20 protein-coding genes, 1 other RNA gene and 1 other annotated feature are annotated in these 22,160 nt (G+C 48.3%); of the genes, 2 read left to right on the top strand and 19 right to left on the bottom strand.

What is annotated here, in order from left to right:
* Positions 1-14: 14 nt before the first annotated feature.
* Together G548_RS18775 and ssrS are read right to left on the bottom strand one after the other, a co-directional pair.
* Positions 15-2,198, bottom strand: coding sequence for an ATP-binding protein (locus G548_RS18775; RefSeq protein WP_022793806.1), 2,184 nt, complete (start codon positions 2,196-2,198; stop codon positions 15-17).
* A 123-nt stretch (positions 2,199-2,321) separates the two neighbouring features.
* Positions 2,322-2,504, bottom strand: a non-coding RNA gene (ssrS, locus tag G548_RS19005) — 6S RNA.
* Between the two features lie 97 nt (positions 2,505-2,601).
* Between ssrS and G548_RS17790 the strand changes: the two genes are divergently transcribed.
* Positions 2,602-2,898, top strand: coding sequence for a hypothetical protein (locus tag G548_RS17790; RefSeq protein WP_022793805.1), 297 nt, complete (start codon positions 2,602-2,604; stop codon positions 2,896-2,898).
* A 4-nt stretch (positions 2,899-2,902) separates the two neighbouring features.
* On the opposite strand, the gene aspS is transcribed toward G548_RS17790, so the two are convergent.
* The 16 genes from aspS to G548_RS0108840 form a co-directional block, all read right to left on the bottom strand.
* Positions 2,903-4,690: an aspartate--tRNA ligase gene (gene aspS / locus G548_RS0108910; protein WP_022793804.1), complete on the bottom strand. Its 1,788-nt coding sequence runs from the start codon at positions 4,688-4,690 to the stop codon at positions 2,903-2,905.
* Positions 4,687-5,970 carry a histidine--tRNA ligase gene (gene hisS, locus G548_RS0108905; RefSeq protein ID WP_022793803.1) on the bottom strand — a complete coding sequence of 428 codons (1,284 nt, stop codon included), beginning with the start codon at positions 5,968-5,970 and terminating at the stop codon, positions 4,687-4,689. Before hisS ends, aspS begins: the two co-directional genes overlap by 4 nt.
* A gap of 60 nt (positions 5,971-6,030) precedes the next feature.
* Positions 6,031-6,256: a binding site (T-box leader), on the bottom strand.
* Positions 6,257-6,299: 43 nt separating this feature from the next.
* Positions 6,300-6,758 carry a D-aminoacyl-tRNA deacylase gene (gene dtd, locus G548_RS0108900; protein ID WP_022793802.1) on the bottom strand — a complete coding sequence of 153 codons (459 nt, stop codon included), beginning with the start codon at positions 6,756-6,758 and terminating at the stop codon, positions 6,300-6,302.
* A gap of 29 nt (positions 6,759-6,787) precedes the next feature.
* The gene (locus tag G548_RS0108895; RefSeq protein WP_022793801.1) at positions 6,788-8,968 is read right to left on the bottom strand and encodes a RelA/SpoT family protein; all 2,181 of its coding nucleotides are present in this window, start codon (positions 8,966-8,968) and stop codon (positions 6,788-6,790) included.
* Positions 8,969-9,168: 200 nt separating this feature from the next.
* Entirely contained in the window at positions 9,169-9,690 is a 522-nt protein-coding gene (locus G548_RS0108890; protein WP_022793800.1) for an adenine phosphoribosyltransferase, read from the bottom strand.
* Positions 9,680-12,043 carry a single-stranded-DNA-specific exonuclease RecJ gene (gene recJ, locus G548_RS0108885; protein ID WP_022793799.1) on the bottom strand — a complete coding sequence of 788 codons (2,364 nt, stop codon included), beginning with the start codon at positions 12,041-12,043 and terminating at the stop codon, positions 9,680-9,682. Before recJ ends, G548_RS0108890 begins: the two co-directional genes overlap by 11 nt.
* A 162-nt stretch (positions 12,044-12,205) precedes the next feature.
* Positions 12,206-12,526: a LapA family protein gene (locus tag G548_RS0108880; protein ID WP_022793798.1), complete on the bottom strand. Its 321-nt coding sequence runs from the start codon at positions 12,524-12,526 to the stop codon at positions 12,206-12,208.
* 100 nt (positions 12,527-12,626) lie between these two features.
* The gene (gene secF / locus G548_RS19450; RefSeq protein ID WP_169435237.1) at positions 12,627-13,577 is read right to left on the bottom strand and encodes a protein translocase subunit SecF; all 951 of its coding nucleotides are present in this window, start codon (positions 13,575-13,577) and stop codon (positions 12,627-12,629) included.
* A complete protein-coding gene (gene secD, locus G548_RS19445; protein ID WP_169435236.1) occupies positions 13,567-14,868 on the bottom strand; it encodes a protein translocase subunit SecD in 1,302 nt (433 codons plus the stop codon). Before secD ends, secF begins: the two co-directional genes overlap by 11 nt.
* A gap of 160 nt (positions 14,869-15,028) precedes the next feature.
* Entirely contained in the window at positions 15,029-15,349 is a 321-nt protein-coding gene (locus G548_RS17780) for a post-transcriptional regulator (protein ID WP_022793797.1), read from the bottom strand.
* A 110-nt stretch (positions 15,350-15,459) separates the two neighbouring features.
* Positions 15,460-15,711, bottom strand: a complete 252-nt coding sequence (gene yajC / locus G548_RS0108865) for a preprotein translocase subunit YajC (protein ID WP_022793796.1) — start codon at positions 15,709-15,711, stop codon at positions 15,460-15,462.
* A gap of 33 nt (positions 15,712-15,744) precedes the next feature.
* Positions 15,745-16,884: a tRNA guanosine(34) transglycosylase Tgt gene (gene tgt / locus G548_RS0108860; protein ID WP_022793795.1), complete on the bottom strand. Its 1,140-nt coding sequence runs from the start codon at positions 16,882-16,884 to the stop codon at positions 15,745-15,747.
* Complete coding sequence (queA, locus tag G548_RS0108855) at positions 16,881-17,924, bottom strand: tRNA preQ1(34) S-adenosylmethionine ribosyltransferase-isomerase QueA (protein WP_022793794.1); 1,044 nt, start codon at positions 17,922-17,924, stop codon at positions 16,881-16,883. Before queA ends, tgt begins: the two co-directional genes overlap by 4 nt.
* Positions 17,925-18,037: 113 nt before the next feature.
* Positions 18,038-19,045 (bottom strand): Holliday junction branch migration DNA helicase RuvB, encoded by a 1,008-nt coding sequence (gene ruvB / locus G548_RS0108850; RefSeq protein WP_022793793.1) that lies wholly within the window; start codon positions 19,043-19,045, stop codon positions 18,038-18,040.
* A gap of 24 nt (positions 19,046-19,069) precedes the next feature.
* Positions 19,070-19,678 (bottom strand): Holliday junction branch migration protein RuvA, encoded by a 609-nt coding sequence (gene ruvA / locus G548_RS0108845; protein ID WP_022793792.1) that lies wholly within the window; start codon positions 19,676-19,678, stop codon positions 19,070-19,072.
* 140 nt (positions 19,679-19,818) lie between these two features.
* A complete protein-coding gene (locus G548_RS0108840; protein WP_022793791.1) occupies positions 19,819-20,577 on the bottom strand; it encodes a YebC/PmpR family DNA-binding transcriptional regulator in 759 nt (252 codons plus the stop codon).
* Positions 20,578-20,699: 122 nt separating this feature from the next.
* Here G548_RS0108840 and G548_RS0108835 point away from each other — a divergent pair, with 122 nt between their 5' ends.
* A complete protein-coding gene (locus tag G548_RS0108835; protein WP_022793790.1) occupies positions 20,700-21,257 on the top strand; it encodes a transcription repressor NadR in 558 nt (185 codons plus the stop codon).
* On the opposite strand, the gene pheA is transcribed toward G548_RS0108835, so the two are convergent.
* Complete coding sequence (gene pheA, locus G548_RS17775; RefSeq protein ID WP_022793789.1) at positions 21,254-22,144, bottom strand: prephenate dehydratase; 891 nt, start codon at positions 22,142-22,144, stop codon at positions 21,254-21,256. The two genes, G548_RS0108835 and pheA, sit on opposite strands and share 4 nt — an antisense overlap.
* Positions 22,145-22,160: the final 16 nt, after the last annotated feature.

Below are 22,160 nucleotides of genomic sequence, written 5' to 3'. Positions count from 1 at the left end.
AGGTGGAGGCGTCTTTAATTTGCATTTTGACTATCGCTGCTCATCGTTTCTCCGGCCAGCTGCGCTGGCAGCCGCACATTAAATTCGGTCCCGCTACCGGGAGCGGAATCAACCTCCAGCGTTCCTTTAAAATCTTCCACAATTTGAAACACGGTCATCAGCCCGAGACCGGTTCCGTTTGATTTGGTTGTATAAAAAGGATTGCCGATTTTCTGCAGCTGTTCTTCATTCATACCGCTTCCCGTGTCCTTTATTTTCACTTCAAAATACAGCTCCCCGGTCCAATGCATGGAGGTTTCCACCCGCAGCACGCCTCCCTCCGGCATCGCTTCCAGCCCATTTTTAATCAGGTTCACAAACACCTGGGATAACTTCTTTCGATCCCCGATTATTTCCGGAAGATCATCAAAATTTGTATAAATGAACGTTTTGTTTTTTACAGCCTGCTGGCTGTACAACTCGAGCAGCTCTTCAAGCAGACTGTTCACCTGAATAGCGTGTTCATCCCCGGCACCCGTAGGTCTGGCGAGGCCGAGCAAGTCTTCCACAATGCTGTTCATCCGGTCAATTTCGTTCAGCACTAAATCGTAATGCTGAATATCCTTTTCTTTCTTCGCCGACTGGCGGAACAGCTGCACGAACCCTTTAATAGTTGTGAGCGGATTTCTGATTTCATGTGCAAATCCTGCAGAGAGCTGTCCGACCATTTTCAGCTTTTCACTGCGGACAAGCTCAGTTTCCATATCTTTTTTTTCTGTAATATCATTGAAGATAAGCACGATGCCCTCCGAGGACTCCTGAGCGTCTATAGGCGGAAGAGTTGTCATATTCACCAGAAAGGTCCGGCTTTTGCCATTGATTGGCACTTCAATTTCTTTCATCTCGAGCTGCATGTCATTCAGGCGGTGTTCTTCTATTTCCCGGGCAAACCTCCGGAAGTCTTCGGATTTTTCCATTACCTGCTGCACGGATTGACCAAGCGCCTCTTTACGGTCAAGCCCAAACAGCCTTTCGCACATTGCATTAAACGTAGTAATATTCGTGAAATCTCTCGAGACAGCTATTACCCCGTTATCTGTCGTCTCCAGAATCATCGTCGACTGACGGTGCCCCCGCTCTCTTTCTTCAAGCTGCTCTGACATATGATTAAATGTATTAGTCAGCACGTCCACTTCTTCGTAGGCATTCGTTTGCAGCGGAAATACTTTTTTACCTATCGCAAAACGGCTTGTCGCTTCTGCGAGACGCTCGACAGGATGGACAATGTATTTGGACAGCTTAAAAACGGCAAACACCGTAATAATCAAAACAATGCTGAAAACAAACAAGTAGCTGTACACAAGCTGCCGGAGATTCGCATAAAACCCGCTTTTTGGCACTGTATAGCCTACGTACCATTCATTTGCCAGACTCCCTACGTTCTCCACCGGGGTAACGACGGAAACATCATTTCCGTGCTCAATCAGCTGCTCCTCCTGCCCGTCGATCAGCTCTTCAATAGAATTCTCATCCATTCCCTGCTCTTCAAGAAAGCTTTCCTCAAGCACGTAGCCTGCGTTCGGATAGGCAATATACTCCCCTTCATTATTAACAACAAAGGCCTGACCGGAAAAGCGTTCATGCTCCCCCATTTTATTCAGGCGCTGCCAGAGCACTTCCCACAGCTCATTTTCATTAATCGAGGGAGAAATTACAGCTGTCACGTTCCCTGCATCATTTTCCACCGGGGCTGCCAGAGGAATAATCGGCTGCTTTAAAATGGGGTCTATAAACGCTTCTTCAAGCGTTGAATTCCCCTCCCGGGCTTTCTGGTACCATATGCGGTCAGAAACATTTTTGCCTATCACTTCATCACGGGTGGACGTAACAATATCCCCATTTGTATCTATGTAAACAATTCCCATATATAAATTTTCCGCTTCCACCATTTGTTCGAGTTCGTTTCGTATGTCGGAAGGCTCCGAATTCTCATCCTGTAAAACAGGATTCATTGTCATCATGTCCAGGTCATTCATGCGTTCCGATAAAACGCTCTCCATCGTTAATGACAGATTATTGGACAGCGAAAATAAAGAGCCCTCAAGCTGGGATTCCATTTCTGAACGCTGTGATTCGAACAAAACCACGCCAAAAATCAACAGCGGAAGCGCTGTTATAATTAAGGTGATTACCAGAAGCTTAGAGCGGAGTTTTCTCAATGTATGTTCACCTGCGTTTCTCTTACTGCCATGAGGATTCACCAGTTTCGCGGGGTTTATGTAAAAAACCTCCGGTGCACTGTTCACGCGCCGGAGGATTCATAACAATTTAAATAAAACAGGAAGAGTCCCAATGTGCCGTCAAACGAACTTGTTTTTGAACCTGCTCATGGCAGGTGGGTGCCTTGCTTGTTCGTTCATACTTCCCCAAACATTGAGGCTTGTACTCCAGAACAAGACGACAGGCTCCCAATGTGAAAGTGTTGGCTCAAAACGATCAGTGCTTCACGAACACCTCAGGACTCTTCACATTGTTTGATTATATATTAGCACTTTCGTATAATTCGGTCAAGAACGTTACCATATCATTCTAAGGTGCATAGAGCCTTAAAAGGAGCAGATAATGACAGAGACACTAGCCAGGCTTAATGCAACGTATACAGAACAAGTAATTGAGGATTTCCAGAAAAAACGGGTTCCTGTGGAAGTCCCTCTTTGTTTAAAAGAAGATCACATTGCCTACGGGCACGATCAGGAGATCTCTTATCCTCTCAAGGAAGTACTCGATGTTTCCTACCGTTATGAAACTGGAAAAATAGGCTTTCTTTATATTCATACGATCCAGGGCATCCGTACCTTCCAGATCAATTCAGATCCCGAGGCTTTTGTTGATCAGTTCCATCAGCTTGACCATTTATAGCTTTTTATTCGTCTTCATCCTCTTTTTCAAACACATCGAGCTTAAGATGCAGTTCATCCAGCTGTCTGCTGCTTACTTTCCCAGGTGCCTGAGTTAATGGATCGGTGGCGCTGGCCGTTTTCGGGAAGGCGATCGTATCTCTAAGGTTATTTCTGCCCGCGAGAATCATGACGATCCGGTCAAGACCAAACGCTATGCCGCCGTGCGGCGGTGCGCCGTAATCAAAGGCTTCCATAAGAAAATCAAACTGTTCTTTCGCCTCTTCCTTATTAAATCCAAGAGCCGTAAACATTCTTTCCTGCAGATCTTTTTCATAAATACGCTGCGATCCCCCGCCAATTTCATAGCCATTCAAAACGAGGTCGTAAGCCTCCGCTCTGATGTCTTCCGGCTTTGTTTCGAGCAGGTGGGCATCGCCCTCCACAGGTCGTGTAAATGGATGGTGCATTGCTACATAACGGTCTTCGTCCTTGTTATACTCCATCAAAGGAAATTCTGTGACCCAAAGGAAATTAAACGTGCTGCGGTCAATCATATCGAGCTCTTTTCCGAATTTCAGGCGCAGGGCGCCAAGAGAATCCCAGACTACCTGGTGGCTGTCTGCTCCAAAGAACAACAGATCCTCTGCTTCTGCCCCCATCGCTTCCCGGAGCGACACTGTTTCTTCATCGCTCAGAAACTTTGCAACCGGGCCTTTCAGTTCATTTTCTTCTACCTTCAGCCAGGCGAGCCCTTTGGCTCCGTAAGCAGCCACGAATTCTGCCAAATCGTCAATTTCTTTGCGCGACATTTGGTTAGCCACGCCTTTGACATTCAGTCCTTTAATAATGCCTCCCGAAGCCGCAGCATTTTTGAATACTTTAAAATCGCTGTTTTTCAACACCTCGGTCAGTTCCACAAGCTCCATGCCAAACCTGGTTTCCGGTTTGTCGGAGCCGTAGCGGTTCATCGCTTCATAATACGTCATACGGGGGAACGGTGTTTCAATGTCGACCCCGCGCGTCTCCTTCAACAGCCCGGCCATCATTGTTTCCATCATGGAGAAAAGGTCCTCTGTGTCCAGAAAGGCCGTTTCGATGTCCACCTGGGTGAATTCCGGCTGCCGGTCGGCACGTAGGTCCTCATCCCGGAAGCAGCGCACGATCTGGTAATAACGTTCAAAACCTGAGACCATTAAAAGCTGTTTAAACAGCTGCGGGGACTGGGGCAGAGCATAAAACTCCCCGGGATGGACCCGGCTTGGCACCAGATAGTCTCTTGCCCCTTCAGGCGTGCTTTTAGTGAGCATTGGCGTTTCCATATCGAAAAAGTCACGGTCATCGAGAAAACGGCGGATAAACTTCGTCGTCTGGTGACGGAGCTTGAACGTCTCCTGCATATCCGGGCGCCGAAGGTCAAGGTAGCGGTAGCGGAGCCGCACGTCTTCAGAAACATTAGTATCTGCTTCAATTTGAAACGGCAGCGGCTTCGAGGCATTCATAATCGATAGCTTATCGACACGGACTTCCACCTTTCCGGTCGGAATTTTTTCATTGTACGTTTCTTCATCGCGCTGCACGACAATTCCTTCTACGTCAAGCACGTATTCACTCCGGACCCTTTCCGCTGCGTTCAGTGCTTCCTCAGACTGTTCCGGAGTCGCTACTATCTGTACGATTCCCGAGCGGTCCCTGAGATCAATAAAGACCACCTGGCCCAAATCCCGGCGGGTCTGGGCCCATCCTTTCAATCGTACTTTTTCACCTATCAGCGCCTCCTGAATGTCTCCGCAATGATGCGTCCGTCCTATCATTGTGCCTTCCTCCTTGTACGTTCCTGCATAGTAGTAATAAATGCCGACAGCGGCACTTCTTCCTGCTCGCCTGTCTCCATATTTTTAATGTTAACTGCTTCTGCTTCCAGCTCATCGTCACCGATAACGACGGTGAAGGTACTGTTTGTACGGTCTGCTGCTTTAAACTGGGCTTTTGTTTTACGATCCATGTAATCCTTATCGGCTTTGACTCCTGCTCTCCGGAGCTCATGCACCAGGGAAACGGAGCGTTTTTTGGCTTCCTCTCCTATGGCCACAATGTAGCAGTCCAGGTCTTTTTCAGCCGGAAGCTCTACATTCTGGGTATCGAGGGCCATCAAAAGCCGCTCAATACTAAGCGCAAAGCCGATGCCCGGGGTGTCCGGACCGCCAATATCCTCAATCAGCCCATTATAGCGGCCGCCGCCCATAAGCGTTGTAATCGCACCAAATCCTTCTCCTTCAATCATAATTTCGAAGGCAGTGTGAGTGTAGTAATCCAGTCCGCGTACCAGATTCGCATCCACCTCGTAAGGGATGCCCATTTCATCAAGCATTGTTTTAACCTGATTGAAATAGCTGCTTGACTCTTCATTTAAATGATCCAGAATAGAAGGCGCATCCGCCATCAGCGGGTGGTCTTTATCCTTTTTGCAGTCGAGAATCCGAAGCGGATTGGTGTGCAGGCGCTCCTGACAGTCACTGCAGAATTCTCCGATACGGGGCTCAAAATGAGAAACAAGCGCCGCGCGGTGAGCTATCCGGCTCTCCTTGTCCCCGAGACTGTTGACCACCAGCTTAAGGCCCTTGAGATTCATTTCTTCATAAAACTGCATGGCAAGTCCGATAACTTCTGCGTCAATCGCAGGATCCGCGCTCCCAATCGCTTCCACGCCGAATTGGACAAACTGCCTCATGCGCCCGGATTGCGGGCGTTCATAGCGAAACATCGGTCCGGTGTAATACAGCTTCACCGGCTGGCCGGCCCATCCGTACATTTTGTTTTCCACGTAGGAACGCACGATGGAAGCCGTATTTTCCGGACGAAGCGTGAGCTGTCTTCCGCCTTTGTCTTCAAACGTATACATTTCTTTTTGTACAATATCTGTGGAATCCCCTACTCCCCGTGCAAACAGCTCGGTTTGTTCAAAAATAGGGGTTCTTATTTCACTGTAGTTGAACCGGCTGCAGATATCGTCTATTTTTTGCTCAATAAACTGCCACTTTTCCGACTCACCCGGCAGTATATCCTGGGTCCCTCTTGGAATTCGATAAGCCATGCTCTTTCCTCCCTTTGTCTGTTCAGTCTTTCCACATAAAAAAACCGTCCCTCATGAATCATGAGGGACGGTTGATCCGCGTTGCCACCCTAATTGAAACGACACTCGTTTCCACTTTATGCCTGTAACGAAGGCGCCCGTTTATTCCTACCGGCTGCTCGGCAGCATTCGAAATAAAACCTACAAAGTGTCTTTCAACAGGGGAGAAAGAGAAGGGCTTCCAGCCTCAGGCCCTTCTTCTCTGGCAGTCTGCCGCGCTGTCTACTTTCTTTATCATCGGCTTTTGCTGTTCTTCTGTAAAACAATCTTACGAATCTTCCCGGGGATTGTCAACCATTTCCCTGGCTTTTCGGAGAATCCAGTATGAGCGTCACCGGGCCGTCATTCGTAAGAGATATATCCATATCCGCACCAAACACGCCTGTTTCTACGTGAACATCCTGTTCTGCGAGAAGTTCGTTAAACTGAAGGTAGTACGCCCTGGCCTGCTCCGGCGGGGCTGCCTCCATAAAGTTCGGGCGGCGGCCTTTCTGCGTATTGCCGTAGAGCGTAAACTGGGGGATGGATAACACGTGCCCGTTCGCCTCAAGCACCGACAGGTTCATCTTCCCCGCTTCGTCCTCAAATACGCGGAGATTGCTCACCTTCTCTGCCATCCACGCCAGGTCCTTTTCCGTGTCTTCTAAGTGAATGCCTACAAAAAGCACCAGACCTGAAGATATTTCTCCTGTTACTTCATCCCCGACCCGGCATGCCGCCTCTTTACTTCTCTGCAGTACCACTTTCACGCTGAACGACCCTTTCTCTCCAGCAATCGTTAATGCATCACCCGGCGTACGGAATAAATGTCCGGGAGACCCTTAATTTTATCCACGACCCGGCGCAGATGATCGGTATTGCTGATATTTACTGTGACATGAATAATAGCCATTTTGTTCTTATCTGCTTTGCCGCTGACGGCGCTCATGTTGGTTTTCGTTTCAGTCACCGCCTGCAGCACAGCGTTTAAAAGCCCGCGCCGGTCATAGCCGGTCACTTCAATATCCACATTATAGTTTTTCGATTTCTCAGCCGCGCCTTCCCATTCGACAGACAACAGACGCGGTTCCGAATCTTCATTTTTAATATTTGGACAGTCGCTCCGATGTACAGAGACCCCCCGGCCTTTTGTAATAAAGCCTACAATTTCATCACCGGGAACCGGGTTACAGCATCGTGACAGGCGCACGAGCAGATTATCGACGCCTTTGACTCTTACTCCGGCCCCGGTTTTTCTCGTCGGCGTTGCCGGCTGTACGTCTTTAACAGCTTCAGCCACAGACTTTTGTTCAGCGGCCTGTTCCTGCTCCTGGCGGGCCCGGTCGGTCAGCCTGGTGACAATCTGCTTCGGACTGACGCCGTTATACCCTACTGCCGCAAACATATCTTCATCATTGGAAAAGCTGAATTTGTCGGCTGCTTCCTGCCGGTTTTCTTCGTTTAATATCTCTTTTGGCTCGTAGTTTTGCGCCCGCAGCTCGCGCTCCACCATTTCACGGCCTTTTTGGATATTTTCTTCACGCCGTTCTTTTTTGAAAAACTGCTTAATCTTGTTTTTGGCATGCGAGCTTTTCGTCAGCTTCAGCCAATCCTGGCTCGGGCCGTAGGAATGCTTGGACGTAAGCATTTCTACAATGTCACCGGTGGTCAGCTCATGATCAAGCGGCACCATTTTTCCATTTACCTTTGCCCCGATCGACCGGTTGCCGATCTCCGTATGAATCCGGTAGGCAAAATCAATCGGCACTGAGCCCCGCGGAAGCTCGATAACGTCGCCCTTTGGCGTAAACACAAATACCATGTCGGAAAACAAGTCGATTTTGAGCGATTCCATAAACTCCTGGGCGTCCGGCGTATCATCCTGCCATTCCAGAATCTCCCGGAACCAGGTGAGCTTGTCTTCAAGGGACTGTTTGTTCTGCGCGTCCTTGCCTTCCTTATACGCCCAGTGGGCTGCCACACCAAATTCAGCGATACGGTGCATCTCCCTCGAGCGGATCTGTACCTCGAGAGGCTCACCGTTTGGCCCGATGACGGTCGTATGAAGAGACTGATACATATTCGCCTTCGGCATGGCGATATAGTCCTTGAACCGGCCCGGCATCGGCTTCCAACAGGTGTGAATGATTCCAAGCACAGCATAGCAGTCCTTAATGCTGTCAACAATAATACGTACAGCCAGCAGGTCGTAAATTTCATTAAACTGCTTTTTATCCTTCACCATTTTTCGGTAAATGCTGTAGATATGCTTCGGCCGGCCGTACATTTCGGCATTGATTTTCAAATCATTCACGTTTTCCTGAATATTATCAATTACCTGGTCAATGTATTCTTCCCGTTCGGCACGCTTTTGTTTCATCAAATTCACGATGCGGTAATACTGCTGTGGCTCGAGGTAACGAAGCGCCGTGTCCTCAAGCTCCCATTTGATTGTGGAAATACCTAATCGATGAGCAAGCGGGGCAAAAATTTCCAGTGTTTCATTAGAAATGCGGCGCTGCTTTTCCGGTGGAAGATGCTTCAGGGTCCGCATGTTATGCAGGCGGTCTGCAAGCTTGATCAGGATTACCCGGATGTCCTTCGCCATTGCGACCACCATCTTACGGTGGTTTTCCGCCTGCTGCTGTTCCTTCGATTTGTATTTAATCTTTTTCAGCTTCGTGACGCCGTCTACAAGCATAGCCACTTCGCTGTTAAATTCCCGTTCGAGATCTTCGACGGTCACTTCTGTGTCTTCTACCACATCATGCATAAAAGCAGCCGCGATCGTATCAGGATCCAACTGCAGTTCTATTAGAATACCGGCTACCTGAATAGGGTGCAGGATATAAGGCTCGCCTGACTTCCGGTATTGCTCCTGATGGGCTTTTTCTGCATAGTGATACGCTTTATCCAAAAAAGCGACATTCGTTTCGGATAAATAAACGCCTGCTTTTTCCATTACTTCATCAATCGTCATGGAATCACCCTTATTCGCCTTTCCACCTTATAATAGATACACGGTACACCTACCGGACATAAATATCTGAATATGAAGAAATATAACGCTAATTGACTCTAATTTCAAGCCTTAAGCCTTTTTTCCCCCACTGACGCTTCCAGGTATAATAATAACCCCCGAACCACTGGTTGGCAGGGGGCTTAAGACAAATATGCGTATTAATCAAACGTGACTAACGAATAGACATTATAGCCATTTAAATCTTTGGTGTTTCTTGCATCCAGATAGGAAAGCTCGATAAAGAATGCGAGGCCTGCCACAACTCCTCCCAGCTTTTCCACCAACTGTACAGTAGCTCTTACAGTGCCGCCGGTAGCAAGCAGGTCGTCAGTGATAAGCACCCGCTGGCCGGGTTTAATGGCGTCTGTATGAATCGACAGGCTCGCTTCCCCGTATTCCAGGCCGTAATCCTCCGTAATGGTTTCCCGGGGCAGCTTACCTTCTTTGCGTATCGGTACAAACGCTTTTTCCATTGCATAAGCGACCGGGCACCCGACCACAAATCCTCTTGCTTCCGGTCCGACAATCACATCAACATCATGCTTCCCGGCAAATTCGATCATGTTATCAATGGCCTGGCGGTACACAGGGCCGTTCTGCATAAGCGTTGTAATATCTTTAAACCGGATGCCCTTTTCAGGAAAATCCTCGATCACTGTTATGTAATCTTTAAAGTCCATGGTTTACCTTCTTCCTCACATCTAATATAGTTTCTTCCTTTTCCGGCAGCCAGGAAAGGAGCCGTTTTTTTAATTGCGGAAACGGAGTAAACATCAATTCCTGCTCGACATTTCTCGCCTCCATTTTTTCCTGGTAGGAAGTGGAGTCAGTTAAATCCTTTTTTGCAGGCTTTTCTTCTGCTGAGACCACTGCATCCTTCATTTTAACAAAACCTAATTCAAAAAACACTTGGCTCATAAAAAACAAATCTTCCGTTTTCCATTGTTTATGCTCGGCCAGTTTTCTGCCCTGGCTGTTCAGATCAAACGAATTACGCTTTTTCAGGAAAGCATAATACCATTTGAACTGCTCTCTTGAAGGCATCGAATGAAAATACGCTTTTTCTCTTCCATGAAAGTATACATAAATATTCGCCGCCTGCGGGAACATCGCAAGCGCCTGCTTGAGCGCATCAAGTGAAGCCGGCATATCCGCTATCACTACATTGGACACGTGGTGCAACCGCCCTTTCATATCGGTGCCGTTAAGAATGACTGCATGCCCCGCAGATTCCGCCAGTTCTTTTTGCTGCTCTTCTGTAAAAGCCAAAACCGCTGTATCTGTATTGTCCGCAAACGTTACCCGTTTTTCTTTTCTACGGTCAAATACTTGAATCTGCTCCACCTTCGCGTCTCTTAAAAATAACTGCGGCTTGCGGAAGCCATTCCATTCATTGATGCTCAGTTCCCCAACGACGGAGACCTCTTCATTTTCTGTGAGGCTTTCCGATAAATATCCGAGGTGAAATCCGACACAATCAAGCTTTTTTCCGCCGGCAGCAAGTGCCATCTTCAAGTGATTTTTCGATGCCCCTATCGTTTTCACTGATTCGAGCACCGTTTTTTCAATCCGGAAAACCGGCTTCGGATTACCGACGCCAAACGGTGCAAGATTTCGCAGGTCTTCGACCGCATCAATCGTAATATCACTTACCGAAACATGAACGTCAATATGAGTCGCCGGGACGAGCAGCTCACTGCTCAGCGTTTCTTTCGCCTGGCCGACCATGCGGGTTCTTAAAGTGTCGATATCTGCTGGGTCTAATGACATTCCAGCTGCCATTGGGTGACCCCCGAATTTCTGGAGCACGTCACGGTTTTTCGAAAGCTCCTGGAACATATCGAAGCCTTCGATGCTTCTTGCCGAGCCTTTGGCTTCCCCGGTTGCCGCATCAATGCTCATAACGATCACCGGACGGTAATACCGTTCCACCAGACGACTCGCCACGATACCAATTACACCGGCGTTCCATCCTTCCCCTGCCACAATAATGAATGGATTTTCCTCTACAGGAAAGTTTGTTTCTACTTCTTCCACAGCTTCCTTGGTCATGCTCTCCACGAGCGATTTGCGCTCGTTATTCAGGTCATCGATCATTTCCGCCCACGATTCTGCTTCGTCGAGCGTAGCTGCAGTGAGAAGGTGGACAGCAGGATCCGCTTCCTCCATACGACCAGCTGCGTTCAGGCGCGGTCCCATTGCAAAGCCGACATGGTCTTCTTCCAGCTGTTCCCCCTCAATGCTGCATATTCGTTTTAACGCCTGAATTCCGGGAAGTTTACTGTTCGTCAGAAGGTCGAGCCCCCGCTGAACGAACAGCCGGTTTTCCTCCACGAGCGGCACAAGGTCGCTGATCGTGCCGAGCGTGACAATATCAAGCCAGTGAACAGGCTCCTCGGTAAGAAGAGCATGTGCTAATTTATAGGCGACTCCGACTCCCGCGAGCTCTTTAAATGGATACGCACAGCCCGGTTTCTTCGGATTAATGATCGCATATGCAGGCGGCAGCTCCGGGGGCGGCTCATGGTGGTCGGTAATAATAACATCCATACCCAAATCATTGGCGGTCTGGATTTCATTAACCGCCGCGATGCCCGTATCAACGGTTATAATGAGTGAAGCTCCTTCGTCGTGGGCCGACTGAAAAGCAGGCACATTCGGTCCGTATCCTTCCGTAAACCGGTTAGGAATATACCAGCCAAATGAAGCTCCAAGCTCGGTTAAGAGCCGGATCATAATAGTCGTGCTCGACACTCCGTCCGCATCGTAATCTCCGAACACGAGAATCCGTTCTTTATTTTCAACCGCCTGCTGAATTCGGCGGACAGCGTCCTCCATTCCATCAAGCAAATACGGGTTATGTACAATAGACCAGTCATTATGAATCATCTGCCGGACTTTTTCTGCTGATTCAAATCCTCTTGCAGCAAGCAGCCGCGCAGATATAACACTTACATTCAGTTCCTTTTTAAGCTGTTCTGCAAGACCTTCGTCCACTTCGGGCTGATGCCATCTTGTTCGTGACTGCAGCATATATCTCTTCCTCTTTTCTTGCTTTATCGTTTCAAACGGTCCTTGTCTGCATTCACTATTGTATCTAAAATACTTACGGGATAAAAGCTATTTTATCTGCACATCATCCCATAAAAAAGCTCCTTCTCCCTCACAGGGGAAAAGAAGCGCGAATTACTGTACTTATGAAGAACGGCTGGATTTTCCTTTATCGTTATCTTCGTGCGAGGTACCGGCTGTTCTTGAGCCGACAGAAGCACTGTGATCATCCGAGGCTTTCCGGAGACGGCGCACTTCTGCTTTCAGCTTATAGATACGGAACATGCTGAGAAATCCTGCCACCATCGCTCCAAGCAGTACAGACACCAGAATGACAATAATCAGCGGCCATTCCCCTGTGCCGAACAATAAATTCACTTCTACACTATTTACATTAATCACGGCAAAAACAGCAATAATAAGTGCTAAAATAAGTCCCATGATTAAACCTGTTTGTGCTTTCATTTTTTCACTCCTTTCACAATATGTGCTCTCCTTTATTATACCCGTATAATTGCAAAAATAACCATAAAAAGCCTCCCTTACTAAAGGGAAGCTTTTCTGCTTACGACTCTGGTTCTTCTTCTGCTGGCGCCTTTTCACGGTCCCGTTTAATTTTTTTCCAGTTCCAGATCACCCACAGCTGGGCAGCCAGGAATATGGAGGAATACGTTCCGGCAACCAGGCCGACAAGCAGGGCAAGAGAAAATGACCGTATACCTTCTCCGCCGAAAATAAACAGCGCCGCAGCCGCGAATACTACTGTCAAAACAGTATTAATGGAACGCGTGAGCGTCTGATTCAGACTGACGTCCACTACTTCTGCAAGGTCTTCAAACGATCCAATTTCCTCTGCCGGCGGCATGTTTTCCCTGATACGGTCAAACGTTACAATCGTATCGTTAATGGAATAGCCTACAATCGTCAGCACCGCTGCAATAAACGGCACGTTCACTTCCACCTGCATCAAGCTGAAAAACCCAATAATAAAGAAGGCATCGTGAAGAAGGGCAATAATCGAAGCAACTCCGTATAAAAACTGAAAGCGGATCGTAATATAAATTATCAATCCGAGTGATGCAATCAGCACAGATATAAATGCATTCTGCGCGAGCTCCTGTCCAACCTGCGGGGACACGGTGCCCGTGTTTGGAACGCTGCCGTATTCTTCTTCAAAATACGTTTGCACCGCAGCTATTTCCTCCTGGGAAAGCTCTCCGATAAAGCGTGCGGAAGCGATTGTATTATTATCTCCGCCGAGTGTAATATCGTCCGGCTCCAGATCCGCTTCCACCGCTTCGAAATCCGAGCGCACCTGTTCCTCGGTTAATGGCTCCTCCGCTGACACCTCTACCCTTGAACCACTCTGAAAGTCGATGCCCAGGTTTAAGCCGATCGTTGACAAAAGGATGCCTCCGGCAAGAATGTATACGAGCGTAATCAGGAAAAAGATATTTCTGAATTTGACGAAAGGAATCACCCGTTTTAAGATCTTCCTGCTGTTATTAAGGTTCATGGATGTCACGCTCCTTTACGCCAAACACTTTCGGTTTTTTATTGAAAATCCGGCTGTTCACCCAGAGACCGAGAAGCAGCCTTGTACCAAGCACTGCCGTAATGAAGCTTACCAGTATGCTCACAATCAGCATCAAAGCAAAGCCCTGCACCGAACTTGTTCCGAAGTAGAAAAGCACTCCGGCCGCAATCAGGGTTGTGACGTTCGCATCGATAATTGTACCAAGAGATCTTCTTGCTCCTGAACGGTACGCCGATAAAATGGATCTGCCGTATTTGATTTCTTCTTTAATCCGTTCATACGTAATAATATTTGCGTCTACAGCCATACCGACCCCAAGGACAAGCGCCGCTATTCCCGGCAGCGTCAGCACACCCTGAATAAAGTTAAATACTGCCAGCACAAAATAAATGTATGTACTGAGCGTTAACACCGCGATAAAGCCTGTAAAACGGTAGAATACGAGCATGAACAGGAAAATCAGCCCAACGCCAATAAACGTCGCAAAAATGGCTTTATCCATGGCCTGTTCACCGAGCGAAGCGCCAACTGAGTTCGAGTATACTTCCTCGAGTTCTACAGGAAGCGAACCGGAATTCAAAATGTCCGCAAGGTTTTCTGCTTCTTCCACACTAAAGTCGCCTTCAATCTGAATATCCTGTGTATACAGCGGCTCACTTACTGCCGGAGCAGAAATAAATTTCGGATCTTCCTTCGTGGCTTCCTCTTCGTAGGAATCTCCTTCTTCGTAATCCAGCCAGATAACAAGGCGGTTGTTTGGAGGCGAGTATTCGTTAATGATGTTTTCCGTTACTTCGCCAAACTGATCACCGTCTTTTAGAGAAACGGTGACTATAGGGTTATTTGCGTCGTCAAAGTTTACCGAAGCGCTGTTTTCCCGAATGTCGCTTCCGGAGAGCCGCTCGTTATCGTCCACGTCCCTAATGCTCAGGTCGGCTTCTGTGGAAAGCAGCTCCCGTGCGGCCTGCTGGTCTTCGACACCAGCGAGCTGAACACGTATACGGTTATCCCCTTCAATGGTAATATTCGGCTCGGATACACCTAAAATGTTTACCCGCTGCGTCAGTGCAGCTACCGTGTTCTGCAAAGTTTCATCTGTAATTTCCTGTCCTTCTTCCTGAGGCTCTACTTCATAGAGCACTTCAAATCCGCCCTGAAGATCAAGCCCAAGATCGATACCGTTCACAATTTTTTCCGACGTTGGGATCATTAATGCCGCCAGCGCAAAAATAATTAAAAAGAAATAAACAATCCTTGATTTCTTTACCATTACAGGTTCATCCTTCCGTGCTTCGATCCGCCGTTATATAATGCTTCTGCTCCCATAAATAAACCAGAACGGAGCATGCCGTCTGGTCCTTCGCTTCTGTATCCATTCCGTTCAATGTTTCTTAAACAAGAGCAATTATACGTATGCGCAGAATTAAATGTCAATCGACCTTTTCTGCTACATTGCCACTCACCTGGGCCAGTATTTCCTCCAGAGCTTCGTCATAGTTTTTCTTTTGTTCGATCTTCTTGTACGATTCGATCGTTTTCTGCTGCATGTAATCGTGCATTTTCATATGCAGAATCGTCTGTACAATTGTATGTAATACTGGAGCAGCCTGACGTTTTTTCATCTGGCTTACGCTCATTTCCCAGATTTCGTCTATATGTATGTTTTTGTACCCAAGTGTTTCAAACTCCTTCACTTTGCTCTCAAGTGCCGGATAAACAACCGCCTTCCACTCTTCCCAGACTTTTTCCATCAGAACACCTCCTGCTTTTCATTATACTTAACCATGAAGATGTGGCAAACATACTTTTCTCTCAGGATGAAAAAATTCCCGTTTATTTGTAAACGGGAATTCTATACAGGCTATTCATTTACTGTTTCGCGGACCGCGTTCCGGTCAAACGTCAATTTCATGTTGCCGTCTACGTCCACGATGAGTTTGTTTTCATCAATAGCATCAATGGTGCCGTGTATACCGCCGATAGTAACGATACGGTCACCTTTCTGCAGATTCGCATGCATTTCCTTGATCCGCTTCTGCTGCTTTTGCTGCGGACGAATCAAAAGGAAATAGAATATGAGAAACATCAAAACCAATACGATAATTGTACTCACTGTTTCACCCCTTGTCCCTTTAGCTTCCCCGATCTAGAAATTTTTAGCATCCGGACGGTTAAAGCCGTATTGTTCAAAAAAAGTTTCCCGAAAATCGAGCAGACGATCTTGCTGGATAGCCTCGCGTACTTGCTGCATTAAAGACAGTAGAAAATACAAGTTATGGTACGAAGTAAGCCGGACGCCAAACGTTTCTTCACTTTTGATCAGATGCCGGATGTAAGCCCTTGAATAATTGCGGCAGGTATAGCACCCGCACGCCTCATCGATCGGGCGGAAGTCTCTGGCATTTGAAGCGTTTCTTACGACCAATCTGCCTTTGCTTGTCATACACGTTCCGTTTCGACCGATTCTCGTTGGAAGCACGCAATCAAACATATCTATCCCGCGGATAGATCCATCAATTAACGCATCTGCCGACCCGACTCCCATCAAGTAGCGTGGTTTGTTTTGAGGGAGAAGCGGGGCGGTGTATTCCAGCACTCGGTTCATCGTTTCCTTCGGCTCTCCAACAGATAATCCGCCTATAGCGTAACCCGGAAAGTCCATTGAAATCAACTCTTTTGCAGATTTTTCACGCAAATGCCGGTAATCCCCGCCCTGGACGATTCCAAACAATGCCTGATCCTCTGGACGCGCATGTGCCTCAAGACACCTTTCGGCCCATCTGGTCGTCCGCTCAACAGATGCTTTCATGTATTCTTCCTCGGCTGGATAAGGCGGACACTCGTCAAATGCCATCATCACGTCGGCACCAAGAGAGTTTTGAATCTGCATCGCTTTTTCCGGGGAGAGAAATAACTTTGCTCCGGAAATATGGTTCCGGAAATGAACGCCTTCTTCTTTAATATCCCGCAGCTTACTCAGGCTGAACACCTGAAACCCTCCAGAATCGGTAAGAATTGGCTTATTCCAGTTCATGAATTTATGCAGGCCGCCGGCTTCTTCCACAATATCTTCACCGGGCCGTATCCATAAATGATACGTGTTGCTTAAAATCATTCCTGCGCCCATCGACTCCAGTTCCTCCGGGCTCAAAGTTTTCACGGTGGCAAGTGTCCCCACCGGCATAAAGGCAGGAGTGTCAAACGACCCGTGCGGTGTGTGCACTTTGCCGAGCCGTGCTCCTGACTGCCGGCACGTCTTAATATGTTCATATGTTACTGCGGTCATCCGTTATTTCCTCCCGAGTGTATAAGCATTGCATCTCCAAAACTAAAAAATCGGTACCTCTCGCGTATGGCTTCTTCGTATGCCCGGAAAAGAAATTCCTTACCGGCAAGAGCGCTCACAAGCATCACAAGAGTAGACTTTGGCAGATGGAAATTGGTTAAAAGTGCGTCAATTCCCTGGAACGTGTAGCCTGGATAAATGAAAATATCCGTCCAGCCGCTTGCTTCCATAAATTTATTTTCCTGTTTGCCTGCCACGGTTTCGAGCGTACGCGCTGACGTCGTCCCCACTGCAATTATACGTTTACCTGCCGATTTCGTTTCATTTAAAATATCAGCTGTTTCCTGCGGAAGATGATAAAATTCCGCGTGCATATCATGCTCCTCCACCGTTTCGGCGGATACCGGGCGAAACGTTCCGAGTCCGACATGCAGGGTCACATGCGCCGTACGGACCCCTTTTGCTTTCAGTCGTTCAAGCAGGGCTGTCGTAAAGTGAAGCCCTGCCGTAGGAGCTGCAGCGGAGCCGTAATGCTCGGCATATACGGTCTGGTAACGGTCCTGGTCTTCAAGCTTTTCTTTGATGTAAGGGGGCAGCGGCATTTCGCCAAGCTCCTGTAGAATCTCAAGAAAAATACCGTCGTAGGTGAACACCATCTCCCGGCCCCCGTGTTCAAGCACCTTCGTGCATTCTGCGGTCAGAAGGCCGTCCCCGAAGGTGACTACGGTGCCCGGCTTTACTCGTTTTGCCGGCTTCACAAGCGTCTCCCACGTATCACCCTCCTGCTGCAGCAGCAGTACTTCAATCCCTGCGCCGGTTTCTTTTTTTTCACCGATAAGCCTTGCCGGCCATACCTTGGTGTTGTTAAGCACTAAACAGTCACCAGCCTCAAGATGGTGTTCAATCTGATGAAAATGCTCATGCGCAATGGTTTCTTCCTTCGTATTCATCACAAGCAGCCGGGACTGATCCCTTTCTTTCAGCGGCTGCTGCGCGATCAGCTCCTCAGGCAGTTCAAAATCAAATTCATTTATATTCATCGCTAACCCTTCCTATTCGTTCAATCACGTAAAACCAAAAGCTATTATATAAGAATTTACTGTTTTATGCACGAAAGAAATCCAGCACCACAAAGTGCTGGCTTAAAAACGGCTCATGTATTTTCTTCCTGATACGGATAACCAAAATGCTCATACGCAAGCGGAGCTGCTTTTCTTCCTCGTGGCGTCCGCTGCAAAAACCCGATCTGCATTAAATACGGCTCATACACGTCTTCAAGCGTATGGGCCTCCTCACCGATCTTTGCCGCTATTGCTTCCACCCCGGCCGGGCCGCCCCGAAATGTTTCAATTAAACCGAGCAGATATTTATGGTCAATGTGGTCAAGGCCGAGCTTATCCACCTGCAGCCGTTCAAGTGCATGATTCGCAAGCTCCATCGTGATGCTGCCGTCTCCCTGCACCTGGGCAAAATCACGCACCCGCCGCAGCAGCCGGTTCACTACCCGGGGCGTCCCCCGGGACCTTCTGGCAAGCTCGTAGGCTGCTCCTTTATCAATATTGAGCTGAAATAAATCCCCCGAACGCCGGACAATTTCAGCCAGGTCCTCCTCCACGTAGTATTCCAGGCGCGCATGCACGCCGAAACGATCTCTGAGTGGCGCGGAGAGCAGGCCCGCTCTCGTAGTGGCACCAATCAGCGTGAATGGCGGAAGATCCAGGCGGACAGAACGTGCAGAGCTGTCCTTGCCAATTACAATATCGATGCAAAAATCCTCCATCGCCGGGTACAGCACTTCCTCCACTGCCCGGGGCAGCCGGTGTATCTCATCGATAAAAAGTACGTCGCCGGGTTCCAGAGCTGTCATGACCGCGGCCAGGTCTCCGGGCCTTTCAATAGCAGGGCCGCTGGTCGTCCGGATGTTCACCTCCATCTCACGTGCAATAATCATGGCAAGCGTCGTTTTTCCAAGGCCTGGCGGCCCGTAAAGCAATGTATGGTCAAGCGGCTCTTCCCGAAGCTTTGCCGCTTCAATAAATACTTCCAGGTTTTCCTTTACTTTTCGCTGGCCGATATATTCCCGAAGCCGGTCCGGACGAATGCTTTGTTCCACCAAATCTTCTCCTGATTCTGCTTCCTGAGAAACAATTCTATCTTCCAAGAATTTTTCCTCCTCTGTTTTCTGCTATGTGAGCATCCACTGCAGGGCTTTTCTTACATATTCATCTGCACTCAGCTGTTCTTTCTCTAAATGAGGGCGCACTTTTTTGATTTCTTTTTCTCCGTAGCCTAAAGCCGTAAGCGCTTGAAGCGCTTCCTCGAGGTCCCCGCCCGGCTGCTGCTCGTCAAGCAGTGAGACCGGTGCCCCCGCTACTGTTACCGCATCATAAACACCGGTCAGTTTTCCTTTCAGATCGATAATCATCTGCTTTGCTGTTTTCTTTCCGACTCCCGGGAACTTGGTTAAAAACGTTTCGTCTTCGTTTTCAATAGCTCCGACGACCTGCCCCGGATCTCCGGAGGCAAGAATTGCCTGGGCGCCCTTTGGCCCTATTCCCGACACCTGCAGCAGCTGTTCAAACAGCTCGCGCTCTTTTCTTGAACGAAAGCCGTACAGACGGTTCACGTCCTCTTTTACATACTGATATGTATATACTACTGTTTCTTCATCCGGCTGCTGGCCGTTAAACACAAAAGGGTTGGAGCAATAGATTAAATAGCCGATCCCGTTGTTTTCAATCGTGATGGTGTCTCCTTTTATATGATCCACGCGTCCTTTTACGAATTCAATCACTGTGTCCTCTCCTTGCCTTATTGAAATGCGAACATGCTTTCCTATATCATAGCAAAGATCGCCCCCGTTGAAAAATGACTATTCGCCCAGTCTCCCAAACGCCTGTGTATTAAAAACCTTCCACCGGCGGGGTGAAAGGCTTAAGGGGAAACTTCCAGGCGTTCCATCTGCTCTTCTTCTGCTTCAAAGTTATGGTACACGCTCTGCACATCGTCGTTATCTTCAAGCGTATCGATCAATTTGAGCATTTTACTGGCATGCTCGTCCTCTAAATGGGCTTTCGTCTCGGGAATCATGGTAACCTCGGCCGTGGAAAAATGATACGTATGCTCCATAGCCCCTTTTACAGATTCAAAATCATCGGGCTCAGTGTAAATATAAAAGCCGTGGTCATCGTACTCCACGTCATTTGCCCCGGCTTCCACCGCTTCAAGCATGAACGTGTCTTCATCTGCTTCAAGGTTTTCACGGTCAACGGCCAGAAAGCCCTCTTTATTGAATAGAAAAGAGACGCAGCCATTCTCCCCGAGGTTACCCCCGTTTTTGTTAAAAGCGGCTCGAATATCCGCCACAGTACGGTTTTTATTATCCGTTAACGCTTTGATCATGACCGCGGCTCCGCCGGGTCCGTACCCTTCGTACGTCATTTCTTCATACTGCAGTTCTGCGCCCTGGCCTTTTGCTTTTTTGATAGTCCGCGTAATATTTTCATTTGGAATATTCGCTGCCCGCGCTTTTGTAATCGCCATACGCAAACGAAGATTCTGGTCGGGGTCATCTCCTGCCTCCCGGACAGCCGCAAAAATTTCCTTCGACAATTTCGTGAATATTTTTGCCCGCTTAGAATCCTGGGCTTCTTTGCGACGCTTAATATTATTCCATTTCGAATGTCCTGCCATTACGCTTCTCCTTCCTGTCTTCACCGCCCGATATAGAATAAAAAGGCGGCAGTTTTTAATTTACAATAAAAACACATTACCGCTATGATATAGAGTAGCAACCTACAAAGTGAGGTATTACCATGCCTAAAGATTCTTCAAAAAAAATGCTTGGAGCCGACCGGCGCAATCAGCTGCTTGAATGGCTTGAAATGTCCCCCCGGCCGCTGACTGGAAGCTCTCTTGCTTCAAGGGCAAGCGTCAGCCGTCAGGTCATTGTTCAGGATATGTCATTACTGAAAGCCCAGGGCCATCCGATTCTCGCTACGTCCCAGGGCTACATTATTATAAAAAATAAGGACTCCACTCAGACGGTACGAAAACGCGTAGCCGTTTCCCATCCTTCCGACCCGGACAGCACCCTCGAGGAGCTGTACTTGATCGTAGATCACGGTGGGAAAGTTATCGATGTTTCCATCGAGCATCCCGTTTACGGGGACATTACCGCATCCTTAATGATTGAAAGCCGGATCGACGCGGACCGCTTTATTGAGAACATGAGAAACACAAATGCTTCCATGCTCTCAGAGCTGACCGCCGGCGTGCACCTTCACACTATTGAGATTCCTTCGCACGCTCAGTTCAACGTCCTGCTTGAAGCTTTACGAAATCGTGCCTACCTGCTTAATGAAGACAATTAGCCTGTCGTCCGGCTGTCTACTTTCGCTTCGGCCGTAGAGAGTTCAAAGCACGGATAATGCCCGAGGACCCGGACCCCGAAGCCGAGGGCTTCAAGCTCAGCAATAACGCCCGGAATCAAAATATCGTCCTCCGGCTGTTCCACGTCCATGACAAAAAAGTAATTTCCAATCCCGGTCTTCATTGGACGGGATTCAATTTTTGTTAAATTTAATTTACGCCATGAAAAGGCGGCAAGCACCTGATGCAGAGCGCCTGGATAGTCGGATGGCAGCGTAATGACCATCGTCGTCCTCTCCGTTACTTTCTTTTCTTTCGAAAGACTTTCCACGTGGTCTTCACTGCCTGCAAGCACTACAAAGCGGGTATGGTTGTTCGTATAGTCATGAATGTTTTCCTTTACAATCTCGAGGCCATACTGCTCTGCAGCAAGCCTGGTTGCAATAACCACACCTTCGGCAGTGCCCTCACTCAGCTTTTTTGCAGCGGCACTGGTGGAATTTGTAAACTGTGCTTTTGTCTCCGGCATCCACCGGCTTAGAAACTCATGGCACTGGGCGATGGCGTGCGGATGTGAATGCACAAACTCCGCCTGCTCCCATTGCTTCTTTTCCTCCGGAAGAGCCAGCAGGTGCTGCTCAATCGGCACAGTCACTTCTCCAATAATTGGCAGTTCATGCTTATGGATCAAATAGTCCAGGGTCACATTCACCGAGCCTTCGATCGCATTTTCAAGCGGTACGACAGCAATATCTATCTCCTGCTGCTGCGCAAGCTTCATCCCTTCTGCAATCGTATCAAAGGGCTCAAGCGCCTGTTCATGAAAAAGCACCCGGGCCGCCATTTCTGTAAAAGTCCCCCTCGGGCCAAGATATCCCACTCGCTTCACTCTCTACACTCCTTTA

It is taken from the genome of Marinococcus halotolerans DSM 16375 (assembly GCF_000420725.1).
GTDB classification, from domain to species: domain Bacteria; phylum Bacillota; class Bacilli; order Bacillales; family Marinococcaceae; genus Marinococcus; species Marinococcus halotolerans.
The sequence above is the reverse complement of the archived record's forward strand: the minus strand, read 5'-3'. Positions and strand labels throughout refer to the sequence as shown.

Coding starts and splice junctions, on each gene's coding strand:
- G548_RS17790 (WP_022793805.1), top strand. CDS start 2,602: ATGACAGAGACACTAGCCAGGCTTAATGCAACGTATACAGAACAAGTA.
- aspS (WP_022793804.1), bottom strand. CDS start 4,690: ATGATAGGACGGACGCATCATTGCGGAGACATTCAGGAGGCGCTGATA.
- hisS (WP_022793803.1), bottom strand. CDS start 5,970: ATGGCTTATCGAATTCCAAGAGGGACCCAGGATATACTGCCGGGTGAG.
- G548_RS0108895 (WP_022793801.1), bottom strand. CDS start 8,968: ATGACGATTGATGAAGTAATGGAAAAAGCAGGCGTTTATTTATCCGAA.
- G548_RS0108890 (WP_022793800.1), bottom strand. CDS start 9,690: ATGGACTTTAAAGATTACATAACAGTGATCGAGGATTTTCCTGAAAAG.
- recJ (WP_022793799.1), bottom strand. CDS start 12,043: ATGCTGCAGTCACGAACAAGATGGCATCAGCCCGAAGTGGACGAAGGT.
- G548_RS0108880 (WP_022793798.1), bottom strand. CDS start 12,526: ATGAAAGCACAAACAGGTTTAATCATGGGACTTATTTTAGCACTTATT.
- secF (WP_169435237.1), bottom strand. CDS start 13,577: ATGAACCTTAATAACAGCAGGAAGATCTTAAAACGGGTGATTCCTTTC.
- secD (WP_169435236.1), bottom strand. CDS start 14,868: ATGGTAAAGAAATCAAGGATTGTTTATTTCTTTTTAATTATTTTTGCG.
- G548_RS17780 (WP_022793797.1), bottom strand. CDS start 15,349: ATGGAAAAAGTCTGGGAAGAGTGGAAGGCGGTTGTTTATCCGGCACTT.
- tgt (WP_022793795.1), bottom strand. CDS start 16,884: ATGACCGCAGTAACATATGAACATATTAAGACGTGCCGGCAGTCAGGA.
- queA (WP_022793794.1), bottom strand. CDS start 17,924: ATGAATATAAATGAATTTGATTTTGAACTGCCTGAGGAGCTGATCGCG.
- G548_RS0108840 (WP_022793791.1), bottom strand. CDS start 20,577: ATGGCAGGACATTCGAAATGGAATAATATTAAGCGTCGCAAAGAAGCC.
- G548_RS0108835 (WP_022793790.1), top strand. CDS start 20,700: ATGCCTAAAGATTCTTCAAAAAAAATGCTTGGAGCCGACCGGCGCAAT.